Below are 25,791 nucleotides of genomic sequence, written 5' to 3'. Positions count from 1 at the left end.
AGGAGAAAATATGCGTTATCCTATTATTATCACCCCCGATGAACGTCTTCGTCGGCAAGCAAAACCCGTCAAAGTAATTACCGATGAGCTCGTTCAGCTACTAGACGACCTTTATGAAACGATGGTCGCCCATGACGGGATCGGTATTGCCGCACCGCAAGTCGGCAAAAACCTGCAAGTGGCGATCGTGGAAGTCGAAGAAGACGATCGCTTTGAAATGATCAACCCTGAGATCATCGCTTCTTCTGGTGAATCCCTTGATGTGGAAGGCTGCTTGAGTATTCCCCACACCTTTGGGACCGTCAAACGAGCAGACGAGATCACTGTCCGCTATTTCGATCGAGAAGGAGAAGAAATGGAAGTGGAAGCATTCGGCTACTTGGCGCGTGCGATGCAGCATGAGATCGATCATTTAAATGGCGTGCTGTTTGTCGACAAGCTCGTCGAACGCATTCCTGAAGAAGACTTAGAAAAGTATATGGAGGAACATGAAAATGACTAAAATCGTCTTTATGGGTACCCCGGCGTTTTCCGTCCCAATTTTAGAAGGTTTGCTTGAAGCCGGCTATGAAGTGGCAGCAGTCGTGACCCAGCCGGATCGTCCCGTCGGTCGCAAAAAAACCATCACTCCGACACCCGTCAAAGAAGCGGCGTTGAAGCATGGCTTGTTGGTTTTACAACCAGAAAAAATCAGTGGGTCACCAGAAATGGAGCAGATTCAAGCTTTAGCACCTGATCTGCTGATCACGGCAGCTTTCGGCCAATTTTTACCTAGTGCTTTACTAGAAGTACCGAAGTATGGCGCTATCAACGTTCATGCGTCCCTACTACCGAAATACCGTGGCGGAGCACCTGTGCATTATGCCATCATGGAAGGCGAGCAAGAAACGGGTGTAACCATCATGGAAATGATCAAAAAAATGGATGCTGGCGGTATTTTTGCTCAAGCTCATTTGCCCATCACGGCACAAGATGATGTGGGTACGATGTTTGATAAGTTGAGCCTATTAGGCAAAGACTTGTTGCTGGAAACTGTGCCGAAAATCTTGTCAGGAGAGTTGCAGCCGGTTCCACAAGAAGAAGCGAAAGTAACCTTCTCGCCGAATATCAGCCGTGAACAAGAAGCCATTGACTGGCAGAAAACGGCGGTGCAAATCGATGCCCAAGTCCGAGGCATGCGGCCATGGCCGATCGCCTTTACGACACAAAACGGCAACCGCTGGAAGCTTTGGCAAGTAACACCGCTGGAGCAAACGACGACAGCCCAGCCAGGAACGATCATTGAACGGACGAAAAAAACGTTGCTGATCGCTTGTGGGGAAGGCACGGTATTGGCTATCGATGAATTGCAGCCAGCTGGAAAAGGCCGACAAGACATTGCCGCATTCTTAAACGGCAGTGGACAACAGATTCAAAAAGGGGATCAGGTAGGTACCTATGAAGCGTAATCTTGGAGACATACAATATACAGTGCGTTTTGTGGCACTAGAAGCGTTGTTGCGAATCGAAAAAGGCGGTGCTTATTCCAATCTACTGCTGCGGGAATTGATGAATCAAGGGCGTTTAAATGACAAGGACGGTCGCTTACTGACTGAATTGGTGTACGGCACCATCAGTCGTCAGCTTTTATTGGATTATTATTTGGACCGGTTTATTAAAAATGCCCGCAAAGTCGACCCGTGGGTCAAAACGCTGCTGAGGCTTTCCTTGTATCAGATGCTGTATCTCGATAAAGTACCCGCCCATGCCATCATTCATGAAGCCGTGGATATTGCGAAAGCCAAAGGCAATCCGGGGACTGGTAAATTCGTCAATGGCGTGCTGCGCACGATCCAACGACAAGGAGTGCCAGACTTGGTATTGATTAAAGACCCAATGGAACGTTTAGCAACGGAAATCAGCCTGCCCTTATGGCTAACGAAGAAACTAGTCAAACAAATTGGGATCGAAGAAACCAGTGAGCTAGGCTATGCCCTATTTGAACCCAATCATGCCAGTGGTCGTATCGATCTGCAGCGCATCTCGCAAGCAGCAGCGATCGAACGGCTACAAGAAGAAGGCATTGACGCACGACCAAGTGAGCTTTCCCCCTATGGGGTTGTGGCTGACAAAGGATTTATGGCGGGCTCTTCCCTCTACAAAGAAGGCTTACTGACGATCCAAGATGAAAGTTCGATGCTGGTTGCCCCCGTTTTACAAGTAGCCCGGGACCATCAAGTATTGGATGCGTGCGCCGCACCAGGAGGCAAAACGACCCATATCGCTGCCTTCTTGTCTGCAGCAGAGGGCGGCAAAGTGACAGCACTGGATATCCATGCCCATAAAGTTAAGCTGATTCAGCAAAATGCCCAACGTTTAGGCGTAGAAGCAGTTGTGGAAACCCGCGTGATGGATGCCCGAGAGACGGCTCAAACCTTTGCCCCCGAACAATTTGATCGCATCTTAGTGGATGCCCCTTGTTCTGGATTAGGGTTGATGCGCCGTAAGCCGGACATTAAATACAGCAAGACGGAGGCCGATTTCCAACGCTTGCCGCAGATTCAGCGAGAGATTTTGGAAAGTGCCGCCCCAACCTTGAAAAAATCGGGTATAATGGTCTACAGCACATGTACGATTCTAGAGGAAGAAAATCAACAAGTCGTGGCAGCGTTTCTCGCTGACCATCCTGAATTTGAGCAAATGCCTCTTGCGGTAGGACCGCTGGCAGCCGAAGCTGTTCAAGAGGATATGTTGACGATCTATCCGCAAGATTTTATGACAGATGGCTTTTTTATCAGTTGTCTACGCAAAAAGTAACGAGGTGAAAGAAATTGGAGATTCGTTTTCAAACAGATGTCGGCAAACGTCGCAACACAAACCAAGATTTTGCAGCAACCTATGTAAATAAAGCCAATGTGACATTGGCCTTGCTTGCCGATGGCATGGGGGGCCACCGGGCCGGAGATGTCGCTAGCCGTCAAGCAGTCAGTGAGATCGGCACCGCTTGGGAACAGACAGAGCTGACAGACAGTGAAAAAACTGCCCAATGGCTGATCCAAAAAATCCAAGCAGAAAGCCAAGTGATTTTCCAAAAAGGACAAGAACAAGAAGAACTTAGCGGCATGGGCACCACGATCATTGCTGTGGCCTTATTAGGCGACCAGTTTACGATTGCCAATGTCGGGGACAGCCGTGCCTATCTTTTACGCAATCAAGTGCTGACCCAAATCACAGAGGACCATTCACTGGTCAATGAATTGGTGAAGTCAGGACAAATCACAGCAGAAATGGCCTTGAATCATCCTCGCAAAAACGTTTTGACCCGCTCGATCGGCATGCCAAGCGAAGTCGAAGTCGATGTGGCGATCCACTTTATTGCAGACGGGGATTATTTGCTGCTGTGTTCAGACGGATTGACCAACATGGTCTCAGATGAAGAGATCACAGCAACGATCCAAGAAACCCCTGTGCTGGAAGAAGCAGTGCAATCATTGATCGATCAAGCCAACGAACGCGGCGGTGTCGACAATATCACGGTATTATTGATTAAAGTTGGAGGAGAGCGCCCATGATCGAAATTGGGAAGAAGATAAACGGCCGATACAAAATCATCGGCAATATCGGCAGCGGCGGAATGGCAAATGTGTTTTTGGCGCATGACTTGATCTTAGACCGTGAAGTGGCAATCAAAGTGCTTCGTTTTGACTTCCAAAACGACCAAAGTGCGATTCGGCGCTTTCAACGAGAAGCATTGGCGGCGACTGAGCTGGTTCATCCCAACATCGTAACCGTTTATGATGTCGGCGAAGAAGACGGCATGCAGTTTTTGGTGATGGAATATGTCAAAGGGATGGATCTCAAGCGCTATATCCAAACGCACTATCCAGTACCTTATTTGCAGATCGTTGATATCATCCAACAAATCTTATCAGCGGTAGCGCTGGCCCATCAACACCGCATCATTCATCGGGACCTCAAGCCCCAGAATGTGCTGATCAATGAAGACGGCGTGGTGAAAATCACCGATTTTGGGATCGCGATCGCCCTATCAGAAACATCGATCACCCAAACTAACTCGATGCTAGGCTCGGTGCATTATCTTTCACCAGAACAAGCACGAGGCAGTATGGCGACCAATCAATCAGATATTTATGCGATTGGGATCATTCTCTATGAAATTTTAACCGGCAAAGTACCTTTTGATGGCGAATCAGCCGTAACGATCGCCTTGAAACATTTCCAAGATGAGATCCCTTCGATTCGGATCTATGACAAAAATGTTCCGCAATCGCTGGAAAACGTCGTATTGAAGGCGACCGCCAAAGAACCGGCGGATCGGTACAAAACTGCCGATGAAATGCGAGCGGATCTTGATACTGTATTGTCACCTGATCGACTCAATGAACCGAGATGGGAACCTCATGCCCTGATGGATGAAACGAGAGTGCTGACCCCTGTAGAAGCAGCCCAAGTTGAAACGCCGCCAGTGGAAGAACCCGTGGCAGAAACGGCTGCGGATCAAGCCGAAGAATCAGCGAAACCGAAAAAGAAAAAACGCAAACGCTGGCTGCTGCTGCCGGTCATTATGGTGATCGCACTGCTAGGCATAGGCAGTTATTTCCTATTCGGCGGTGGTCGGGGGGATGTAGCGATTCCTGAAGTCAACGGCCAGACAGAAGCGGCCGCCCGGGCCGAACTGGAAGCCGCTGGCTTACAAGTGGCAGACGAGGTAGAAGAAATCGAAGACGATGAAGTCGAAGCAGGCAATGTCGTCAAGACCGATCCGCCAGAAGGCAATGAAGTCAAAAAGAATTCCGTCGTGACCCTCTACATCAGTAGCGGAACCAAGAAAATCACCCTTGATGACTATGAAGGTCGCTCCTTTGATGATGTCAAAAAAGAGTTGATCGATTTGGGCTTTGATGAAGACAGAATCAAAGAAGAGCTAGAGTCGTCAGATGATGTCGATGAAGGGGATATTATCAGTCAATCACCAGCAGCAGGGCGGGAAGTTTCCCCAGCAGAAGACGAAATCACCTTTAAGGTCAGCTCCGGACCAGATAGCTTCGCAATGGACAACTATTATGGCATGACAGAGGCAGATGCACGAGCAGCATTGACGTCTCGTGGTGTCGACCGATCACAGATCGAAGTGAACTATCAATCTAGCAGTCAACCATCAGGCACGATCATCGCCCAAGCACCCGCAACAGGTGAAACGGTGGTGACTTCCCAAACGACCATCACTTTGACGGTCAGCAGTGGGCAGGAAATGGTCAATGTACCAAGAATCGTTGGGAAAAGCCAAGCCGATGCAGAAGCAGACTTGAATGAAGCGGGATTGGACTCGACTTTTGAGGAAGAGGACGGCTATAATGACTCGGTACCAGCTGGACATGTTGTCCGTGTCTCTCCAGGTGCTGGAACCTCCGTCGAAGTTGGCTCTACTGTAACGGTCACGATCTCTAGAGGACCTGAACCAGATGATTCGTCCTCATCGACGCCAAGCAGTAGTTCAGATGATTCCTCTGATTCAAGCGCTACGAGTGAAAGTAGCTCAGAAAGTGATTAGAAACTAGCTAAAACCAAATACTTTAACCAAGCAGCCTTCGGGGACCAAAGAATTCTCTTTTTGTTCCCCGTCCAGCTGCTTGTTTTTGTTTCTAAACCTTATAGTGAGGCACAGGTGTCTTTAAAATTTCCTTTAGTCCTGCCATTTGTGCAAGCGTACATCTTTCCAAGGATTCAAAAATTGGGTATAATGAAGGTCAGAATTAGTCAAGGGAGGGAATGAATTGAGTCATCACAATACTTCCGATTTGATTGAAGCATATTTGAAGAAAATTCTTGAAGATAGTGAAACCATTGAGATTCGTCGCGCGGAAATGGCAAATTTGTTCAACTGCGTGCCCTCACAAATAAACTACGTGATCAATACCCGCTTCACCGTTCAAAGAGGCTATGCGGTTGAAAGCAAACGCGGCGGGGGCGGCTATATTCGGATCGAAAAAGTCAAAATCACGGACAGCCACCACTACTTAAAAGAAATGAATCAACTATTCGATGAAACCATCTCGGAAAAAGATGCGTATGCAATAATCCAGAAACTTTATGAGGAAGGAATCCTGTCCAAGCGAGAAGGCAACTTATTATTGACCGTCATCGCGAAAGCAGTTCTAGGACGTTCTCCTTATGAAAATAGAACACGAGCTGATTTGCTCCATGCAATTCTAGAACGATTAAGTTACGAAGACAGGAAGTGAAAGAGATGGATGAATTATTCACCCAACGCGCGAAAGCCGTTTTGGCTATCGCCCAAGAAGAAGCAAAATACTTTAAGCACCAAGCGGTAGGTTCTGAACATATTCTATTGGCACTGGTCATTGAACAAAACGGGATCGCCGGCAAAACGTTACGGGAAATGAATATCACAGAAAACGATATTCGTGAAGAAATCGAACATTTAACAGGGTACGGCACCGTTCGTCAATACCCAGAAAATGCCTATCTCGCGTATTCACCACGAGCAAAACATACATTTGCTTATGCAGGGGATGAAGCCAAGCGTTTAGGGGCACCGCAGATTGGTACCGAACATCTATTATTAGGCTTATTAAGAGACGAAGACATTTTGGCTTCACGAATCATGCTGAATCTCGGCTTGAGTCTCGCGAAAATGCGTCAGCTTTTGAAGAAAAAAATGGGCTTCAATGAAAGCAAAACGAACGGAAGTGCTGGTCGTCGTCGTCCAGCCCAAGCCAAAGCGCAGCAAGGAACACCAACCTTGGATTCCTTAGCTCGTGATTTGACCAAATTAGCCCGTGAAAAACGGTTGGATCCTGTTGTCGGTCGTGCCAAAGAAGTCAAACGCCTGATCCAGATCCTTAGCCGTCGGACCAAAAACAACCCTGTTCTCGTGGGGGAACCTGGTGTTGGGAAAACCGCGATCGCCGAAGGCTTAGCCCAAAAAATCATCAATGGGGAAGTCCCAGAAGACATGCAAAACAAGCGTTTGATGATGCTGGACATGGGGGCTTTAGTTGCCGGAACGAAATACCGGGGCGAATTTGAAGACCGAATGAAAAAAATCATTGATGAGATCTATCAAGATGGTCAAATCATCTTATTCATTGATGAATTGCATACACTGATTGGGGCCGGCGGAGCAGAAGGGGCGATTGATGCCTCGAATATTCTGAAACCAGCCTTAGCCCGTGGGGAATTGCAAACCATCGGTGCCACAACACTAGATGAGTACCAAAAATACATTGAAAAAGATTCTGCGTTAGAACGCCGTTTTGCCCGGGTGCAAGTCGACGAACCGACACCAGAAGAAGCGGAAGAAATTTTACGGGGCTTGCGTCCTCGTTATGAAGAACATCATGGGGTGGAAATTTCTGATGATGCGTTACACGCCGCTGTGCAACTGTCCGTGCGTTACATCAATTCGCGCCAATTACCAGATAAAGCCATCGATTTGATGGATGAATCAGCTGCCAAAGTGCGTTTAGACAAAACCGATGAAAGTTCAGAATTGGCAGATCTGCAAAACGAGATCGCCAACTTGATCGAAGAAAAAGAAGCCGCTATTCGTCAGCAAGATTTTGAAGCAGCAGCTCGTTTACGGATCAAGGAAAAGAAATTGACTCAACAGCTGACGGAAGTAGCGTTTATGGAAGTCAAAGAAGCATCAGGCTATGCCGATAGTGTTACTGCAGAAGATGTTGCCACGGTCGTTTCCCAATGGACCGGCGTACCTTTGCAGCAGATGGAGAAAAAAGAAAGCGAACGCTTGTTGGATCTTGAAAAGATCTTGCATCAACGGGTAGTTGGCCAAGAAGAAGCAGTCAAGGCAGTCGCTCGTTCGATCCGCCGCGCCCGCAGTGGGTTGAAAGATCCGAACCGTCCAATTGGTTCCTTCATGTTCTTAGGCCCGACCGGTGTCGGGAAAACCGAGCTTGCCAAAGCCTTAGCAGAAGCGATGTTTGGTAGTGAAGATGCCTTGGTTCGTGTCGATATGTCCGAATTTATGGAAAAATACAGCACGAGCCGTTTGATCGGTTCACCGCCAGGCTATGTCGGCTACGATGAAGGTGGGCAATTGACGGAAAAAATCCGTTCAAAACCATACTCCGTCATCTTATTGGACGAGGTGGAAAAAGCCCATCCCGATGTCTTCAATATCCTCTTGCAAGTGCTAGATGATGGTCATTTGACGGATGCCAAGGGTCGGAAGGTCGATTTCCGCAACACGATTTTGATCATGACCTCTAATATCGGTGCCCAACAAATCCGCGAAGAAAAAAGCGTTGGGTTTAATGTCACTGATTTAACGAAAGATCACCAAGCGATGCAAAAACGGATCTTAGAAGAGCTGAAAAAAGCCTTCCGTCCGGAGTTCTTGAACCGTGTGGATGAAACAGTGGTCTTCCAATCCTTAGGTGAAGGGGAGATCCACGAGATCGTGAAGATCATGAGCAAAGCGATCATCAAACGATTAGGCAACCAAGACATCCAATTGAAGATCACGCCATCTGCCATTGATGTGATCGGTAAAGCTGGTTTTGATCCAGAATATGGGGCACGGCCGATTCGTCGAGCCTTGCAAAAAGAAGTCGAAGACCGTTTAAGTGAAGCACTCCTATCAGGGCAAATTCATTTAGGTGACAAAGTAACGATCGGTGCTTCCAAAGGATCGATCACCCTCAATGTCAAAGAGGGACAAGCACGGGTCTTGCAACAAGTTTAAGTCGAGCCAATAACGGTAGTGGCGTTTCTATGGTCGAGCAATCGGCATCCATAGGAACGCCGCTTTTTTGTCTTGTTATGTCTAGTAGTGATCAAGAAGTCTCCACTGATTATGATTGATGATTCACAAAAAAATATCCTTCTAAATAGCTTTATGACAACGGTTGATTAATGATCAAAGCGCTATTCGTGAAAAAAAGAGTAACGAGACCTCTTGGAAAGAATCCTGCTGTGTGATACTATGAATGAGTTGAAAAAAGGAGGAGTATTATGGTTGAGATTATCGCCACGGTGGAATCGATCGAGCAAGCACAGCAGCTGATCCCTTATGTTGATACATTGTTTTTTGGAGAAGAGACATTTGGGTTGCGCCTACCGGCCTCTTTTTCTCGTGAAGAGCAAATCAGACTGATCGACATGGCCCACGAAGCTGGAAAGAAAGTGACGATCGCGGTCAATGGCATCATGCACCCAGAAAAAATGAAGCTGATTCCAGAATACCTAGCATTTCTGAAGACCAATCAAGCCGATCAAATCGCTCTCGGAGATCCTGGGATCATTTACCGCATGAAGCAAAATCCAGAATGTGCCTTGCCATTTATCTATGCAGGGGAAACCTTAGTAACAAGCGCTCGTCAAATCAATTTTTGGGGACAAAAAGGGGCAAGGGCAGCCGTTTTAGCGCGAGAAGTTCCTTTCGAGGAAATGAAAATCATGGCCCCGCAACTAAATATTCCTGTGGAAGTATTGGTTTATGGTGCGACCTGCATTCACCAATCGAAGCGTCCGCTTTTACAAAATTATTATAACTATACCCAACAATCGGAAGAAAAGAACCACGATCGTGGGTTGTTTTTATCCGAACCGAAAAAAGAAGAAACCCACTATTCCATTTATGAAGATAGCCACGGTACGCACATTTTTGCCAATAACGACATTAATTTGATGCTGCAGCTGGCGGAATTAGCCGAAACAGGCTTTCAAACCTGGAAGTTGGACGGAATCTATACACGAGGGGCAGCCTTTGTGGCAATTGCTAAACTGTTTGCCCAAGCCAAGACCCTTGTAGAAAGTGGGGAGTGGCAAGCAGAGCAAGCTGCTGTGCTCAGTGAACAAGTTGCCCAACTTCATCCGGCAGAACGTGGGTTAGACACTGGATTTTATGCCATCGATCCTGACGATATCAAGTAAGGAGCAAGAACAAATGACCGTTAAACAAGCATTGAAACGACCAGAAGTGTTAGCACCAGCTGGTACGTTAGAAAAATTAAAAACAGCGATCCACTATGGCGCTGACGCTGTCTATATCGGCGGCAATGCCTATGGCCTACGGAGTCGCGCGGGAAACTTTACCTATGAAGAAATGGCGGAAGGGGTGGCTTTTGCCAAAGCCCACAACGCAAAAGTCTATGTAGCAGCCAACATGGTGACCCATGAGGGCAATCAGGAAGGTGCAGGGGAATTCTTTCGGGAATTGCGAGATGTCGGTATTTCGGCCGTGATCGTTTCTGATCCCGCTTTGATCCAGATCTGCGCAACAGAAGCGCCAGGTCTACCGATCCATTTGTCCACCCAAGCTAGTGCCACGAACTATGAAACATTGGAATTTTGGCGGGAAGAAGGCCTAGAACGGGTCGTTCTCGCCCGAGAAGTGTCGATGGAGGAAGTCGCTGAGATCCGCAAAAATACTAGCGTGGAGATCGAAGCCTTTATTCATGGCGCCATGTGTATTTCGTATTCTGGCCGATGTACTTTGTCCAATCATATGTCGATGCGAGACGCTAATCGCGGCGGCTGTTCGCAATCTTGCCGCTGGAAATATGATCTGTTTGACATGCCCTTTGCAACGGAACGAAACAGTTTGACCAAGAATGGGACAGTGGAAGAAGAATTCTCCATGAGTGCCGTGGATATGTCGATGATCGAACATATCCCTGATCTGATTGAAAACGGCGTGGATAGTTTCAAAATCGAAGGCCGCATGAAATCGATCCACTATGTTTCAACCGTGGCGAACGTTTATAAAGCAGCCGTGGACAGTTACATGGCCGATCCAGAGAACTATGTCTGCAAACAAGAATGGATTGATGAACTGTGGAAAGTTGCGCAGCGCGAGCTTGCGTCAGGCTTTTACTATGATACCCCAAGTGAAAATGAGCAGTTGTTTGGTCCACGTCGGAAAATTCCGCAATACAAGTTTATTGGGGAAGTCATGGCATATGATCCGGCAACGAAAACAGCTACGATCCGGCAACGAAACCACTTTTCCGTCGGCGATGAAATCGAATTTTATGGTCCCGGATTCCATCACTTTCACCAAACCGTTGAAGTCATGTATAATGAAGACGGTGAATCCATCGATCGTGCACCAAATCCTATGATGCTGCTGACGATGCCGGTCAAAGAACCGGTGGAAGTCGGAGACATGATTCGGAAGAAAAAATAAGGTCGAGAGTTTCTCTCGGCTTTTTTTGTTGAAATCAATCCAGCCAAAAAGGATCGATGAGAACATAGACAATCTTAAGGAGGAAACAACAAATATGGAAACATACGACTACATAGTAATTGGCGGCGGCAGCGGCGGGATCGCCTCAGCCAATCGAGCAGGAATGCACGGCGCCAAAGTATTATTGATCGAAGGCAATGAATTAGGCGGCACCTGTGTCAATGTCGGCTGTGTGCCGAAAAAAGTCATGTGGCAAGCCAGTGAGATGTTAGAAATGATCAAGCGGGACGCAACTAGCTACGGCATTTATCCACATGTGGATAAATTTAATTTCACTGAGCTTGTGGATAACCGTGAAAAATACATTGATTTTTTACACACGGCCTATCAAAAAGGCTTAGATAGCAATAATGTAGAAGTTATCCACGGTTATGCACAGTTTGTGGATAACCACACGGTTACCGTCAATGGGGAAAACTACCATGCAGCAAACATCTTGATTGCCACCGGTGGAAAACCTAGCGCTATGAATATTCCTGGTGGTGAGTACGCCATTGACTCGAATGGTTTTTTTGCGTTGCGAGAAGCACCAAAGCGTATGGTCGTCTTAGGGGCAGGCTACATCGCAGCCGAAATCAGCGGGGTCAGCCAACAGCTGGGCAGCCAAGTGGCTTGGGCGTACCGCAAAGAGCGGCCATTACGAACCTTTGACAAGATGCTTGCGGATAATCTTGTGGAGATGTACCAAGAATCAGGGATCGAAACTTATGCAGGCTACGTTGCCTCTCGTATCATTAAAGAAGGTGACGAGTATATCGTTCACTTTGAAAATGGTGAAACCTTGACCGGCGATTGCGTCCTTTTTGCTGGTGGTCGCGTGCCGAATACGGATAAGTTAGGCCTAGAAAACACCGATGTCCAATTGGATGAAAAAGGGTTTATCATTGTGGACAAATATCAAAATACCACAGCTGACTCGATTTTTGCGGTGGGCGATGTCATTGGAAAATTGGATTTGACCCCCGTTGCGATTGCCGCTGGTCGTCGCTTGTCTGAACGCTTGTTCAACGGTCAAAGCGATGCGTACTTGGATTATAATTTAGTACCGACGGTCATCTTTACGCATCCACCGATTGCCACGATTGGTTTATCCGAAGAAGCAGCCTTGGAAAAATACGGCCAAGAGCAGATAAAGGTGTATCGTTCGCGCTTTACACCGATGTACTTTGCTTTAAATGAGTATCGCCAAAAGTGTGAGATGAAATTGGTGTGCTTAGGAGAAGAAGAAAAAATCATCGGTCTGCACGGCATCGGGATCGGTGTCGATGAAATGCTGCAAGGCTTCGCTGTAGCCATCAAAATGGGTGCTACAAAAGCAGACTTTGATCAAACCGTTGCCATTCATCCGACGGGGTCAGAAGAATTTGTGACGATGCGTTAAAAGAAAAAAAAGCCTCAACGGACAGATGAGTTGTCCGTTGAGGCTTTTTTTGCGTATAAAATTCTAGCTATCAACTAAAAAGTCCCCAAAAGTAGATCAGAAATCGAACCTTGGGGGCTTATTTCAGGATGATCCCAGCTGCTGGGTTTATCCTAGATCCTTGATCAGTTCTGACGCCCAAGGATCTGAGCAGTGATCTGATAAAGATATGTTTTGGTTTCATCTTTGGTCTCAGGCAATTTCTGGATCGCTTGCAAAGCTTTTTTCGTGTAGTCGGCAGCGAGTTTCTTGGCTTCGTCAATACCGGCGCTTTCTTGGACGATCCGATAGACTTCATGGGTATCCGCCTCAGTCATGGCAGCTTGTTTTTCCAGCAGTGGCAACAGTTGTTGGCGGTCATTTTTCAATGCCATCAACAGCGGCAAAGAATAGACGCCTTGCCGAACATCTTCCAATACTGGTTTTCCTAAGGCAGTCGCATCTTGACTGTAATCCAAGACGTCATCCATGATTTGAAAGGCAAGGCCAATGGCTTCGCCGATCTCACGGGCTTGATTGGCAAAGCGCAAGGAGGTGCCGCTTTCGTAAGCCCCGATAAAGCAGCTTAAGGCAAACAATTCAGCGGTTTTGCCGCGAATGTTTTCTAAGTAATCCTCGACGGTGACGGACAAATCGTATCGTTTGCTCATTTGCCCTAATTCGCCGGCGAGGATTTTTTCCATACTACGGGAATTCATTTGCAAGCTTTTCATGGAGCTAGCATAATCCGCCATCAATTTGAAGCAGCAGACGAAGAGGTAATCACCAGCATAGACAGCGACATCGTTGCCAAATTCGGAACGAATGGTCGGCAGCTTGCGTCGGGTGTCCGCATGATCGACGATATCGTCGTGGATCAGCGAAGCAGTGTGGAGCATCTCGATCGAAGCCGCCAATGCGACGGCTTTTTCGCGATCTTTGTCGCTGCCATAAGCAGAAAAGAGCAGCTGATAAGCAGGACGCAGCAGTTTTCCACCTGAATGGATCATGGACAGGATCGCTTGTTCGACCTCTTTGTTTTTTAGTTTTAATGATTTTTCCATCAATTGCAAGGAGGCAGATAAGTCAGCTTGCAGTGCTGGATACTCTTGCCACATGGAATGAAGTTTCATAATTAACTCCTTTATTCTGAATCCGAGCGCCATTTGACTTTGGTCTGGCGTTCATAATCAATTTGAAAACGGCGCAGTGTTTCAACACGACGCAGCAAGTAGTTGGCGGCGATCCCGATAGCGATCCCGGACAAGATCCCAAAGAAAGACAGGACCGGCAAGTAGAGCATCACGCTCCAGGATTGAGCGATCCATGAGGCGGTGATCAACTGTCCGACGTTGTGCAAGAAACCGCCAGCCGCACTAATGCCGATGATACTGACACGCTTAGGCCCCAACTGTTTCACCAAAGACATCCCAAAGTAGCTCAGTAAGGAACCACTCATACTATATAAGAAGGTCGAAACCGTTCCTCCTAGTAACGTCGTTAAAATCAGTCTTAGCCAAATCAAGAGAAAACTGTCTTTTTTCGGCATGGTGAACAAAGCAATAATGGTAATTAAATTTGCCAAACCTAGTTTCGCACCAGGCGCAAAGGCAAATGGATAAGGGATCATATTTTCAACTAAACCAATCACGACCCCTTGGGCGACCAGCAGTGAGATGAAAATTATTCGTTGTAATCGACTCATAAGCAAACGATCAATAGATTAGATCGTCGGTCTCACTCCCATCTGCGGCTTGGATTTCGATCACCAATTTATGAGGTAGACAGACAATGGTTTCCCCATTTTTACTGGCCCAGCCACGGCGCACACAAATCTGGTCGCCGCAATCAGCTTCCTTGATTCGGATCCGATCGCCTTCGATCTCCAGTAAATTGGTATCCCCGTCTTCATCTTCATAAAGATAGGTGTACGTTTTTTGACCTTCAATTAAGTCAAAACGTTTGATTTCTGTCCCATCGACCCGCAAGACGGCTTCTTTCTCAGCCGTTTGCGTCTGGCCAAAAATAAAAATCGGTAAAAAAGAGCTGAGGATCAAAACAAGTATGATGACGCCATCCCATGGTTTTAAATGGGCATCGCGGATAAATTCTTTTAGTTTCATCAAAAAAGACTCCTGTTCTTTCATGTGATGTGTCTCATTCTAGCATAAGAAGACAAGATTCTACTAGCTGAATCCTCAATAATCCACCGATTTCTGTGCAAGGACGATCAAGAAAAAGTTCTGTACTTGGAAAGAGACCAAGACACTGATTGAAAATCAGAATGTCTTAGTCTCATGAAGTCGTACAGGTATTCTATTTTGCTGGCTTATTTATTGCCATATAAGGAGCGAGGGGTACCGTACCACCATTTTCCAAGGGTACGTTGCAACCATGGGATTACCCAACGATCTAAACCGACTGCGCGTCCTGAACCGTTCATCAAGGCAAACGCAACTGGAATGAACCAGATGTTTACCCAGTAGAACATACCAGACATACAGAAAGTCAACACTAAAACGATGGTCGTTGCGTTCACTAACCAAGTGAAGAGACCAGCCATCAATGCAAGAGCTAAAGCAATTTCAAAGAAGACCATGAATTTTTGGAAGAACATTGCAACGTCGTTGTTTGGCATAATAAATTGCATAACTTTTGTGAACCAGTCAGGTGATTTTTCGATCACGATCATTGGTTGTTCACCGTAAGCATAGCTCAAACCAAAGTGTGCGGCTTGTGTCGCTGCATCGGCTGCTTCACCGGCGCCACTAGCGGCACTTGCTGCATCGGCTGCTTCACTAGCACCACTTGCTGCATCAGCGACTGTTTGATATTCCCAAGTCCAAGGGAATACGCTGTTGCCTTGGAACCAAGAACCTTCACCGAACCAAGTACCAGGTTTGAAGACTTCCCCATTCGTACCTAAAATTTTCTTGAAGGCTTCAACGAACCAGACAAGACCATAGAAAATACGAAGCGGAACACTCCACAAGACGTTACCGTAACGAGACGTGTGACCACGAGCGACTGTCCGGTCATCTTTGATGTGGAAGATTTCATGCATCAAGTATTGGAACATGTAGTAACCAGAACGAATATCAAAGAAGTATTTCAAGTTAACGATGTGTTTCATAATGATCGCTAAGAAACCGCTCAGGTGAATCTTATTGAATAAGTTCGCCACGCCCCATTTGGCACCGATCGAAACCATAAATCCTTGGTAGTTTCCTTTGAATTTATGTTTTTCGCCGCCTTTGATGGCTGAAACGATGTTCGTTGCTGCAGTGTGACCTGTTTGTTCAGCTGCTTGCACGATTTGTGGTGTTGGTGTATTCGGGAATTCTTCGAAGTAAACCAAGTCACCAATAATATAGATGTTTTTGTCTTCGTAGCCTTTTGCTTCCATGTACTCATTGGCAACTAGACGGAAACCACGGGCTGTTTCTAAACCGAAATCAGCAGCATCGCTAGTTCCTTTGACACCGGCAGTCCAGATCAATGTGTGGGTTGGGATCGTTGAACCATCTTTTAGTTTGATGTGGTCAGGTGCCACTTCAACGATTGGTGCATTCAAGACAAGATCAACATTGTTTTTCTTCAAGTAGCGTTCTGCTTTGGCTGCATCGTTACGATCAAGCATGTTCAAGATCGTTGGCATTGCTTCAACGACTTTCAAGCTGATTTCACTTGGGTCCAATTTATAATCGGAAGCTAAACGATCTTTCCAATCGATCAGTTCACCGATCATTTCGATCCCGGTAAATCCAGAACCACAAACGACAAAGGTCAACATTGCTTTGCGTAATGCTGCATCTGGTTCGATCGCTGCTTTTGCGACAGTTTTTTCAATGTGTTCGCGAATACGGACAGCATCGTCAAATGACCATAAAGTAAAGCCGTTTTCTTTAACACCAGGTGTACCAAAGTCATTCGGTTCGCCACCCATCCCTAAAATCAAGTAGTCAAATGAATAGCTACCTAATTTTGTTTGGACGGTTTTATTTTCTTTATCGATCCCAGTTACTGTATCGGTTACTAAACGAACATTTTTCTTGCGTGAGAACAAGCGCTGCAAGTCATATTGAATTGCGGTAGGTTCTACACGTCCTCCAGCGACTTCATGCAGTTCAGTCATCATCGTATGATAAGAGTGACGGTCGATCAATGTTATCTCAACATCATTGTCTTTTTTCAATTTCTTTGCCATGTACTTCGTAGCAGAAACGCCTGCATAACCGGCACCGACAACGACAATGTTTTTCTTTGCCATTGCAAATCTCTCCTTAATAAAAATAATCTATGATAATAATTACACAATCGTTCCTATTATATAGACAAATGGTTCATTTGTCTAACGATTCTGATGAAAAAAACGCATATTTCCTGAAATTCGTGAAAACTTGCGAAAATCAAAAATTAAGTCCTTTTTCCGTAAAAAAGCGGAAAGGAAGCGGTTGACATATCGTAAATTTACTTTACAATGTTAGATGTATCACAAACTTTTTTGTGGGGAAAATAAACAAGTAAAAGGTGGATAATTATGAAAGCAAAGAAATTGATTGTAGGTATGGCGGTATTTTCATTCTCAGCAATGTTGTTAGGGGGTTGCGGAGCAGATGACAATAACACAACTTCTTCGTCAACTAGTGAAAGTACATCACAAACTTCTGCAAGCGATTCAGCATCAACAGAAAGCACGGAAGCAACCATTGTTGCGGGCGAGCCAATGCAAGATGGGACGTATCGTTTAGAAGAAAAGAACTATAAAAACGACTACCGTGTCACATTTGAGATCACAGTCAAAGACGGCAAAATCGTTGAATCAAAATATGACAACGTGAATGCTGATGGCGAATCAAAAACAGAAAACACTGAATACAATGAAACGATGAAAGAAAAAGCAGGCATCAGCCCAGAAGAATTTATTCCTAAATTCAATGAAGAATTAGTTGCCGCACAAAGCCCTTCTTCAATCGAAGTAGTTTCTGGCGCGACTCATTCCTTTGATTCCTTCCAAAACTATGCACAACAATTGATCCAAGCGGCGCAAGCAGGCAACACGGATACCATTGAAATCGACAACGGTGCAGACTTGCAAGACGGAACCTATACATTAGAAGAAAAGAACTACTCAAACGGTTACCGCGTGGTCTTCTCAATGACTGTGGCTGACGGCAAAATCGCTGAATCAAACTACGACTACCTAAACGAAGCCGGCGAGTCGAAAAAAGATGATGCATCATACAACGAAAACATGGAAGCTAAATCTGGTACAAGTCCAGAAGAATTCATTCCAAACTTCAATGAAGCTTTTGTTTCTGCAGTCAATGCCGAAGATGGTTCTGTTGCTGATATGGACGTTGTTTCTGGTGCAACCCACAGCTTCCACAGCTTTGTTATCTATGCACAACAATTGTTGAATGCAGCTGAAAAAGGTGACCAAACAACCATTGAAGTCGATAACTTCGTTACTGAATAATCACAACTTTTTTGAATGAAGAGGACAGCATTCGTTTTGAATGCTGTTTTTTTTCGTGGGCAGCCATGAGAGGGGAAAAGTTCGTGCAAAAAAAAGCAATCTGGTGAGTACTTTTTTTAAAAAGAAATGGGTTCTTTAATGATGGAAAGCATCGATTAAGGATTCCTAAAATACCTTGAGAAATCACGGAATGCCCCTTTTCATTCTGCCAAAAAAAGGCTATTATATGAAGGTTGAAGACAATAGAAAAGAGGAAAATCATGAAAAAGAAAGTAACGTTTTTTCTGATGTTTGTTTTTTTAGGCACAATGTTGGCAGCTTGTGGCAGTAATCAGGAAGCAACGACGCTGCGGGAAGAACCATATTTTCAAGAAGAATTTTTATTAGGCACTTATACTCGAATCCGCATTTATGATGAAGGCAAAGAGGACGCTATGAAGCCAGCCTTTGACCGCATCAGAGAATTAGGCGATAAAATCACCATCAACCAAGCAGGATCAGAGATCGATGAAATCAATGCGCAAGCTGGCATCAAACCAGTGAAGGTTTCGGATGATATTTATTATTTGCTAAAAGAAGCTTACGATTACAGTGTGAGATCAGAAGGCGGCTTTAATATGGCCATCGGTGCCATCACCCAATTATGGCGAATCGGCTTTGATGATGCCCGCAAGCCAGAGCAATCTGAGATCGATGAAGCATTGAAACATATCAATTATGAACAAGTCGAGTTTAACGATGAAGATCAAACCGTTTATTTAAAAGACAAGGACATGATCCTTGACCTTGGGGCGATCGCTAAAGGCTATATCACGGACGAAGTCGTCAAAGTGTTGAAGGACAATGGCGTGACTTCCGCGATCGTCGATTTGGGCGGGAATGTCTATGTATTAGGTCATAGTAACCGCGGCACAGATGAGCCATGGAATGTCGGAATCCAAGACCCGAACAAATCTCGCGGCTCGATTATCGGTAGTATCAAAGAAACCAATAAAACAGTGGTTACTTCAGGGATCTACGAACGCTACTTAGAAGTAGACGGCAAAACGTATCACCATATTTTTGATTCTGAGACTGGCTATCCTTACGATAGCGATGTAGCAAGTGTGACTGTGATCACCGACAAATCCATCGATGGTGACGGGTTGACTACGGTGGCGTTTGATAAAGGGGTCAAAGAAGGCTTGGCTTATATCGAACAGCATACCGAAAAGGGGACCGATGCGATCTTTATCACAAAAGAAGATAAAGTGTACGTTACAGACGGCATCAAAGATACCTTTGAGCTTTCAGAGGAATCAGGCTACACGATGGGTGATCGTGCTGATTTAGAATAGGAGGAGTGAAAGATGTCTCTTTCAGTGTTTTTAGAAGTAGTGGAGATCCGTACCAAAGTGGCCAGTGTCTTCCCCTTCATTATGGGTGTGTTGTTCTCGTTGGTGTATTTTCATGAATTTCATCCGTTGAATACCGCAATCTTTTTTCTGGGGATGCTGCTGTTTGATTTGACGACGACGTCCATCAACAATTATATGGATTTCAAAAAAGCCAAATCAGAAACCTACAAATACCAGCACAATGTGATCGGGCGAGAAAACATCTCAGAAGCTACTGTTCGCAATCTGATTTTTGCGATGTTGGCAGGAACCTTGTTAATTGGTCTTTACTTGTCGTTTGTCACTGGCTGGTTGCTGCTAGTGATGGGGTTGGTCGTTTGCTTTATCGGAGTCTTTTATACCTTTGGCCCCATTCCGTTATCGCGGATGCCTTTAGGCGAGGTGTTCAGCGGCGTAACGATGGGATTAGGAATTTTTGCCATCACGATCTATATCAATACCATTGATCAAAAAGTTTTTTATCTGGCACTGGATTTTGCGAACGGAACCTTTGGCTTAGTGGGGAACCTCTGGGCCGTTTGTGCCATCGTGTTGGCATCCTTGCCATTGATTTTCACGATTGCTGACATCATGTTAGCCAATAACTTGCGGGATCTGGAAGCCGATATCGAAAATCACCGCTACACACTGGTGTACTACATCGGTCGTGAAGCAGGTATCCGTCTGTTTCAAGGAATGATGCTAGCTTCCTACGCCGCTATTTTATTGGGCCTCTTGTTTGGACTCTTTCAATGGCCGATATTGCTCGTGTTTCTGACACTGCCAAAAATCCGCCAAAACTTGAAAGAACATCAAGCCAGCCTGCCGCACCCACGTAGCTTCGGCTATTCGATTAAAAACATGATTTTATTCAACAGCAGCTATGCCTTGGGCTTACTTTTGTGCCTGCTGTGGCAATTGCTGTAAAAGAAAAGATCGACCTGCTCTTGAAAGAGCAGGTCGATCTTTTTTATGTGGGGAATGAAAGAGCGCATAAAAACTGTAGAAAAGACATGATAAAAGAACAAGCATCCTACTTATTATGAAAAGATGAGGCTCGCTTTCTCTGCGGAATTGATCATAGCAGTAAAGTTTGTTTGGGAGCTGCCTAGGTTGCTTTTTATTTAACCCCTCGGAATAAGCAGGTCTGTTTATGGAGTGTTTGTGTTTACGCTTGCTGTGACTGGTTACCTACGAAAGCAGCCTCAATACCGTTCCAAACTGATTTCTCCAGAAGAAAGCACCTTGCGCTCCGTCGCTGTTTCCACCACTAATTCACCGGTGTTGGTAATGTCTTTGGCGATCCCTTCATAGGTCACACCTTGTTGCGTAAATTGAACGGTGCGGCCCAAAACGAAGGATTTCTGCCGATAGCGGGCCATATAATCCATGTCAGGCAGTTGCGCTAACAATTGGAAGAACCGACGCCAAATTTCTTGGATCAACGCGGCCCGAGAAAAGGTTGGATACTCTTCACCAGGAAAGAGTGATGTCGCTTTTTCCCGAATCTCTGCTGGAAACTGCTGTTGCGGAATTGAAAAACTGATGCCGATACCGATCACAACCGAAGTAATACGGCCTGTCTCAAAGTCACTGGTTGCTTCAGACAAAATACCGCAGATTTTTTTTCCATCTAAGTACAGATCGTTGACCCACTTAATGGCCGTTTCCTTCATTAGAAGGGCATCGATGGCTTCGGCAACTGCTACCGCCGCCAGAACGGTATATTGCGGCAATTCTTGAAACGCTTGGTTTGGTTTTAAAAGCAAGCTCATATAGATCCCTTGTTTTTTCGGTGAGAAAAACGGTCGTTCGAAGCGGCCATGACCGCCTGTTTGCGTTTCGGTCAAAAAAAGGGCGGGGGTTGCCAGTCCACTATCCAAAGCGGCAATCTTGGCTTCTTTCATGGTGGATTCAACAGCTTCCTTGATTTGAATCGTGGGAATCATCGGCAAGGCTGCCGCAAGTGCTGCTTGATCGTATCGATCATCCGAGACAAAGCGATAGCCGTTGGCCAAGTGTTCGAAATGATAGCCTTCTTTCTCGAGTTCTTTAATGGCTTTCCAGACTGCTGTACGGGAGATCGACAAAGCTTGGGCCAGTTTCTCTCCAGATAGCACAGTATCTTCTTTTTGTAATAAGGTCAGTATTTTTTCTTTTGTCGTCATAAGGATATCCTTCCTAATGTTTCACGTGTAACGTTTTCGTTAGCATAGCAAGAAATCGGCAAAAAGCAAAGTAGTTTCTTACGAAAAACCGTCCACACCATCCTTGTTTTTTTCTTTAGAAAATCTTAGGAAATGGGTGCGCCAGAAAAGCATTGGAACTTCCAATGAAAGCTTGACAGAGAAGTGCTTCATCTGTATAATAAGGAGTTGCAAAAACTATCTGAACGAAAAAAGCAGAAACGAAATATTGTCCGTTTCGGCTTAGGAATAAGGAAACAAAAGTAGAAAATGCCCAATGCATCCGTTCTATTTTTGGTTTTTTTTTGCCTAAAAGCCGCAAAAAATGCTTTCTGTAACCTATATTTAATATTTGTTACAGTTTTGTAAATAATCGGATAGCCTTTTTGAAAGACTTTATGAAGAGGTGAAGAGCTTGGCTGGACACGTAGTAAAATACGGAAAGCATCGCGAACGTAGAAGTTTCGCACGGATCAGTGAAGTATTAGAATTACCGAATTTGATTGAAATTCAAACCGACTCTTACCAATGGTTCCTAGATGAGGGCCTAAGAGAAATGTTTGAAGATATTTTGCCAATCGAAGGATTCAACGGTAACTTGTCCCTAGAATTTGTGGATTATGAATTGAAAGAACCAAAGTATACAGTAGAAGAAGCCCGTGCCCATGATGCAAACTATTCGGCACCATTACATGTTACTTTGCGTTTGACGAACCGTGAAACCGGGGAAATCAAATCCCAAGAAGTATTCTTTGGTGATTTCCCATTAATGACTGAACAAGGAACCTTTATCATCAACGGGGCAGAACGGGTTATCGTTTCTCAGTTGGTCCGCTCTCCGGGTGTATATTTCCATGGCAAAGTCGATAAAAACGGAAAAGAAGGCTTTGGTTCAACTGTTATCCCTAACCGCGGTGCGTGGTTAGAAATGGAAACTGATGCCAAAGATATCTCTTACGTACGGATTGACCGTACCCGTAAAATTCCTTTGACGGTCTTAGTCCGTGCCCTAGGGTTTGGTTCTGATGATACGATCTTTGAAATTTTCGGCGACAGTGAATCATTGCGTAACACGATCGAAAAAGACTTGCATAAAAACGCAAGCGATTCTCGTACCGAAGAAGGATTGAAAGATGTTTACGAACGTCTTCGTCCAGGCGAGCCAAAAACAGCAGACAGCTCACGCAGCTTGCTGAACGCACGTTTCTTCGATCCAAAACGTTACGACTTAGCAAATGTTGGTCGCTACAAAGTAAACAAAAAATTAGACTTGAAAACACGTCTATTGAACTTGACCTTAGCAGAAACCTTGGTTGACCCTGAAACAGGCGAGATCATTGTTGAAAAAGGCACTGTTTTGACTCACCAAGTCATGGAAACACTAGGCGCATTTATCGATAATGGCCTAAACAGTGTAACGTACTATCCATCAGAAGATGGGGTCGTTACCGAACCAATGACGGTCCAAGTCATCAAAGTCTTTTCACCAAAAGATCCAGAACAAGAAGTCAACGTGATCGGTAATGGCTATCCAGATACTGCCACACGTACCGTTCGTCCAGCAGACATCATTGCTTCAATGAGCTACTTCTTCAACTTGATGGAAGGCATCGGCAATGTCGATGACATCGACCACTTAGGAAACCGTCGGATTCGTTCTGTTGGTGAATTATTGCAAAACCAATTCCGGATCGGGCTTGCTCGGATGGAACGTGTCGTTCGTGAACGGATGTCGATCCAAGACACCGAAACCTTGACACCACAACAATTGATCAATATTCGTCCGGTTGTCGCAAGTATCAAAGAATTCTTTGGTTCTTCTCAGTTGTCACAGTTCATGGACCAAACAAACCCACTGGGTGAGTTGACCCATAAACGTCGTCTATCTGCCTTAGGACCTGGTGGTTTGACCCGTGATCGTGCTGGCTATGAAGTCCGAGACGTTCACTATTCCCACTATGGCCGTATGTGTCCGATCGAAACGCCTGAGGGACCAAACATCGGGTTGATCAACAGCTTGGCCTCTTATGCCAAAGTCAACAAGTATGGCTTCATTGAAACACCATACCGTCGAGTTGACCGCGAAACAGGCCGTGTTACAGACAAAATCGATTACTTGACTGCCGATACCGAAGACCACTACGTTGTGGCCCAAGCAAACAGCTTGTTAAATGAAGACGGCTCTTTCGTAAACGACGTTGTTATGGCGCGTGCTACTTCTGAAAACTTGGAAGTATCGATCGATAAAGTCGACTACATGGACGTATCACCAAAACAAGTAGTCGCAGTCGCAACCGCATGTATTCCTTTCTTGGAAAACGATGACTCCAACCGTGCCTTGATGGGTGCCAACATGCAGCGGCAAGCTGTACCATTGATCAATCCGAAAGCACCTTGGGTTGGTACTGGTATGGAATACAAATCAGCACATGACTCAGGAGCTGCTTTGTTATGTAAACATGATGGGATCGTAGAATACGTGGATGCAGCCGAAGTGCGCGTTCGTCGTGACAATGGCGCATTAGACGTTTATTCTGTTACCAAATTCCGTCGTTCAAACTCAGGAACCAGCTACAACCAACGTCCATTAGTAGCACTTGGTGAAAAAGTGGAAAAAGGCGACATCTTAGCAGATGGCCCATCTATGGAACAAGGTGAAATGGCATTAGGACAAAACGTCTTAGTCGCATTCATGACTTGGGAAGGATACAACTATGAAGATGCCATCATCATGAGCCGTCGTTTGGTAAAAGATGATGTTTACACTTCTGTCCATATTGAAGAATATGAATCAGAAGCCCGCGACACAAAATTAGGACCTGAAGAAATCACTCGCGAAATCCCGAACGTTGGGGAAGACGCGTTGAAAGACCTAGACGAAATGGGCATTATCCGCATTGGTGCGGAAGTCAAAGATGGCGATCTGCTTGTTGGGAAAGTCACTCCAAAAGGGGTAACGGAACTTTCAGCAGAAGAGCGTTTGTTGCACGCAATCTTTGGTGAAAAAGCCCGCGAAGTGCGTGACACTTCTCTACGCGTGCCTCACGGCGGCGGCGGAATCGTCCACGATGTCAAAATCTTTACCCGCGAAGCTGGCGATGAATTGTCACCAGGTGTGAACATGCTGGTTCGCGTTTATATCGTTCAAAAACGGAAAATCCATGAAGGGGATAAAATGGCCGGACGTCACGGAAACAAAGGGGTCGTTTCTCGCATTATGCCAGAAGAAGACATGCCTTTCTTACCAGATGGCACACCAGTCGATATCATGCTGAACCCATTAGGGGTACCTTCTCGGATGAACATTGGACAAGTATTAGAGTTACACTTAGGAATGGCTGCGCGTCAATTAGGCATTCACGTGGCAACACCAGTCTTTGATGGTGCCAGCGATGAAGATGTTTGGGCAACGGTTGCTGAAGCAGGGATGGCCAGCGATGCTAAAACAGTGCTTTACGACGGACGTACCGGCGAACCATTTGATGGCCGCATCTCCGTTGGTGTCATGTACATGATCAAATTGGCCCACATGGTCGATGATAAATTGCATGCCCGTTCCATTGGACCTTACTCATTGGTTACGCAACAACCATTGGGAGGAAAAGCCCAATTTGGTGGACAACGTTTCGGAGAGATGGAAGTTTGGGCACTGGAAGCATACGGTGCTGCTTACACCTTACAAGAAATCTTGACCTACAAATCAGATGACGTGGTTGGTCGTGTGAAAACATACGAAGCGATCGTCAAAGGGGAACCAATTCCAAAACCAGGTGTACCAGAATCATTCCGCGTATTAGTAAAAGAATTGCAATCACTGGGTCTAGACATGCGTGTCCTAGATATCGATGATGCAGAGATCGAACTGCGTGATATGGATGATGACGATGATGATTTGATCACCGTTGATGCCTTAACAAAATTTGCGGAGCAACAAACAGCCCGTGAATTAGAACAAAAAGCACAAACAGAAGCTAAAAATGCCGCCGACGCGTTGAACCAACAAATCGAGACAGCAGAAGATCGCTTGCAATAATAGACGGCCCTCGCTATTTCCGCCACCAGCGGGAATAGCCCCCGTTCTATCGGATATGTCCATGAAATGAAATGGAGGGAACCTT

Annotated in this window: 19 protein-coding genes; 14 read left to right on the top strand and 5 right to left on the bottom strand. The window is 45.6% G+C overall.

Annotation, left to right across the window (positions count from 1 at the left end; genetic code table 11):
- The first annotated feature begins 10 nt into the window (after nt 1-10).
- The 10 genes from def (at nt 11) to gor (ending at nt 12,614) form a co-directional block, all read left to right on the top strand.
- Nucleotides 11-502, top strand: a complete 492-nt coding sequence (gene def / locus IGI86_RS17055) for a peptide deformylase (protein WP_005230314.1) — start codon at nt 11-13, stop codon at nt 500-502.
- Nucleotides 495-1,448: a methionyl-tRNA formyltransferase gene (gene fmt, locus IGI86_RS17050; protein ID WP_086332809.1), complete on the top strand. Its 954-nt coding sequence runs from the start codon at nt 495-497 to the stop codon at nt 1,446-1,448. Before def ends, fmt begins: the two co-directional genes overlap by 8 nt.
- Nucleotides 1,438-2,796 (top strand): 16S rRNA (cytosine(967)-C(5))-methyltransferase RsmB, encoded by a 1,359-nt coding sequence (rsmB, locus tag IGI86_RS17045; protein ID WP_430617618.1) that lies wholly within the window; start codon nt 1,438-1,440, stop codon nt 2,794-2,796. The genes fmt and rsmB overlap by 11 nt, the downstream gene beginning before the upstream one ends.
- 14 nt (nt 2,797-2,810) lie before the next feature.
- Nucleotides 2,811-3,551 (top strand): Stp1/IreP family PP2C-type Ser/Thr phosphatase, encoded by a 741-nt coding sequence (locus IGI86_RS17040; protein ID WP_005230317.1) that lies wholly within the window; start codon nt 2,811-2,813, stop codon nt 3,549-3,551.
- A complete protein-coding gene (pknB, locus tag IGI86_RS17035) occupies nt 3,548-5,551 on the top strand; it encodes a Stk1 family PASTA domain-containing Ser/Thr kinase (RefSeq protein WP_005232981.1) in 2,004 nt (667 codons plus the stop codon). Before IGI86_RS17040 ends, pknB begins: the two co-directional genes overlap by 4 nt.
- A 223-nt stretch (nt 5,552-5,774) precedes the next feature.
- Nucleotides 5,775-6,242 carry a CtsR family transcriptional regulator gene (locus tag IGI86_RS17030; protein WP_005230319.1) on the top strand — a complete coding sequence of 156 codons (468 nt, stop codon included), beginning with the start codon at nt 5,775-5,777 and terminating at the stop codon, nt 6,240-6,242.
- A gap of 5 nt (nt 6,243-6,247) precedes the next feature.
- Nucleotides 6,248-8,728, top strand: coding sequence for an ATP-dependent Clp protease ATP-binding subunit (locus IGI86_RS17025; RefSeq protein ID WP_008381720.1), 2,481 nt, complete (start codon nt 6,248-6,250; stop codon nt 8,726-8,728).
- A gap of 269 nt (nt 8,729-8,997) precedes the next feature.
- The gene (locus tag IGI86_RS17020) at nt 8,998-9,918 is read left to right on the top strand and encodes a peptidase U32 family protein (protein ID WP_016612060.1); all 921 of its coding nucleotides are present in this window, start codon (nt 8,998-9,000) and stop codon (nt 9,916-9,918) included.
- A gap of 13 nt (nt 9,919-9,931) precedes the next feature.
- Nucleotides 9,932-11,173 carry a peptidase U32 family protein gene (locus IGI86_RS17015; protein ID WP_008381725.1) on the top strand — a complete coding sequence of 414 codons (1,242 nt, stop codon included), beginning with the start codon at nt 9,932-9,934 and terminating at the stop codon, nt 11,171-11,173.
- Between the two features lie 94 nt (nt 11,174-11,267).
- The gene (gor, locus tag IGI86_RS17010) at nt 11,268-12,614 is read left to right on the top strand and encodes a glutathione-disulfide reductase (protein WP_313263676.1); all 1,347 of its coding nucleotides are present in this window, start codon (nt 11,268-11,270) and stop codon (nt 12,612-12,614) included.
- A gap of 164 nt (nt 12,615-12,778) precedes the next feature.
- On the opposite strand, the gene IGI86_RS17005 is transcribed toward gor, so the two are convergent.
- The 4 genes from IGI86_RS17005 to IGI86_RS16990 form a co-directional block, all read right to left on the bottom strand.
- A complete protein-coding gene (locus IGI86_RS17005; RefSeq protein WP_081119194.1) occupies nt 12,779-13,765 on the bottom strand; it encodes a polyprenyl synthetase family protein in 987 nt (328 codons plus the stop codon).
- Nucleotides 13,766-13,776: 11 nt separating this feature from the next.
- Nucleotides 13,777-14,337, bottom strand: a complete 561-nt coding sequence (locus tag IGI86_RS17000) for a Gx transporter family protein (protein ID WP_005232987.1) — start codon at nt 14,335-14,337, stop codon at nt 13,777-13,779.
- Between the two features lie 10 nt (nt 14,338-14,347).
- Nucleotides 14,348-14,755 carry a NusG domain II-containing protein gene (locus IGI86_RS16995; RefSeq protein WP_422708985.1) on the bottom strand — a complete coding sequence of 136 codons (408 nt, stop codon included), beginning with the start codon at nt 14,753-14,755 and terminating at the stop codon, nt 14,348-14,350.
- 206 nt (nt 14,756-14,961) lie between these two features.
- Nucleotides 14,962-16,902, bottom strand: a complete 1,941-nt coding sequence (locus IGI86_RS16990) for an NAD(P)/FAD-dependent oxidoreductase (RefSeq protein ID WP_005230327.1) — start codon at nt 16,900-16,902, stop codon at nt 14,962-14,964.
- A gap of 270 nt (nt 16,903-17,172) precedes the next feature.
- Between IGI86_RS16990 and pplA the strand changes: the two genes are divergently transcribed.
- From pplA to menA, 3 genes are all read left to right on the top strand, one after another.
- Nucleotides 17,173-18,111, top strand: a complete 939-nt coding sequence (gene pplA, locus IGI86_RS16985) for an extracellular electron transfer flavoprotein PplA (RefSeq protein WP_430617617.1) — start codon at nt 17,173-17,175, stop codon at nt 18,109-18,111.
- A 260-nt stretch (nt 18,112-18,371) separates the two neighbouring features.
- Nucleotides 18,372-19,448 carry an FAD:protein FMN transferase gene (locus tag IGI86_RS16980; RefSeq protein ID WP_005232994.1) on the top strand — a complete coding sequence of 359 codons (1,077 nt, stop codon included), beginning with the start codon at nt 18,372-18,374 and terminating at the stop codon, nt 19,446-19,448.
- Nucleotides 19,449-19,460: 12 nt separating this feature from the next.
- A complete protein-coding gene (menA, locus tag IGI86_RS16975; protein ID WP_016612070.1) occupies nt 19,461-20,414 on the top strand; it encodes a 1,4-dihydroxy-2-naphthoate polyprenyltransferase in 954 nt (317 codons plus the stop codon).
- 278 nt (nt 20,415-20,692) lie between these two features.
- Here menA and IGI86_RS16970 read toward each other — a convergent pair whose 3' ends face one another.
- Nucleotides 20,693-21,655: a biotin--[acetyl-CoA-carboxylase] ligase gene (locus IGI86_RS16970; protein ID WP_430617616.1), complete on the bottom strand. Its 963-nt coding sequence runs from the start codon at nt 21,653-21,655 to the stop codon at nt 20,693-20,695.
- A gap of 433 nt (nt 21,656-22,088) precedes the next feature.
- Between IGI86_RS16970 and rpoB the strand changes: the two genes are divergently transcribed.
- On the top strand, nt 22,089-25,706 hold the full coding sequence (gene rpoB / locus IGI86_RS16965) for a DNA-directed RNA polymerase subunit beta (protein ID WP_008381746.1): 3,618 nt from the start codon (nt 22,089-22,091) through the stop codon (nt 25,704-25,706).
- The last annotated feature ends 85 nt before the right edge of the window (nt 25,707-25,791 follow it).

Source organism: Enterococcus sp. AZ188 (assembly GCF_050544075.1).
GTDB lineage: Bacteria > Bacillota > Bacilli > Lactobacillales > Enterococcaceae > Enterococcus_D > Enterococcus_D entomosocium.
Note: the sequence above shows the minus strand (reverse complement) of the source record. Positions and strands in the feature narration are given on the sequence as shown.

Coding starts and splice junctions, on each gene's coding strand:
- rsmB (WP_430617618.1), top strand. CDS start 1,438: ATGAAGCGTAATCTTGGAGACATACAATATACAGTGCGTTTTGTGGCA.
- IGI86_RS16980 (WP_005232994.1), top strand. CDS start 18,372: ATGAAAAAGAAAGTAACGTTTTTTCTGATGTTTGTTTTTTTAGGCACA.
- pknB (WP_005232981.1), top strand. CDS start 3,548: ATGATCGAAATTGGGAAGAAGATAAACGGCCGATACAAAATCATCGGC.
- IGI86_RS17015 (WP_008381725.1), top strand. CDS start 9,932: ATGACCGTTAAACAAGCATTGAAACGACCAGAAGTGTTAGCACCAGCT.
- IGI86_RS16995 (WP_422708985.1), bottom strand. CDS start 14,755: ATGAAACTAAAAGAATTTATCCGCGATGCCCATTTAAAACCATGGGAT.
- IGI86_RS17005 (WP_081119194.1), bottom strand. CDS start 13,765: ATGAAACTTCATTCCATGTGGCAAGAGTATCCAGCACTGCAAGCTGAC.
- menA (WP_016612070.1), top strand. CDS start 19,461: ATGTCTCTTTCAGTGTTTTTAGAAGTAGTGGAGATCCGTACCAAAGTG.
- def (WP_005230314.1), top strand. CDS start 11: ATGCGTTATCCTATTATTATCACCCCCGATGAACGTCTTCGTCGGCAA.
- IGI86_RS16970 (WP_430617616.1), bottom strand. CDS start 21,655: ATGACGACAAAAGAAAAAATACTGACCTTATTACAAAAAGAAGATACT.
- IGI86_RS17025 (WP_008381720.1), top strand. CDS start 6,248: ATGGATGAATTATTCACCCAACGCGCGAAAGCCGTTTTGGCTATCGCC.
- IGI86_RS16990 (WP_005230327.1), bottom strand. CDS start 16,902: ATGGCAAAGAAAAACATTGTCGTTGTCGGTGCCGGTTATGCAGGCGTT.
- fmt (WP_086332809.1), top strand. CDS start 495: ATGACTAAAATCGTCTTTATGGGTACCCCGGCGTTTTCCGTCCCAATT.
- IGI86_RS17000 (WP_005232987.1), bottom strand. CDS start 14,337: ATGAGTCGATTACAACGAATAATTTTCATCTCACTGCTGGTCGCCCAA.
- gor (WP_313263676.1), top strand. CDS start 11,268: ATGGAAACATACGACTACATAGTAATTGGCGGCGGCAGCGGCGGGATC.
- IGI86_RS17020 (WP_016612060.1), top strand. CDS start 8,998: ATGGTTGAGATTATCGCCACGGTGGAATCGATCGAGCAAGCACAGCAG.
- pplA (WP_430617617.1), top strand. CDS start 17,173: ATGAAAGCAAAGAAATTGATTGTAGGTATGGCGGTATTTTCATTCTCA.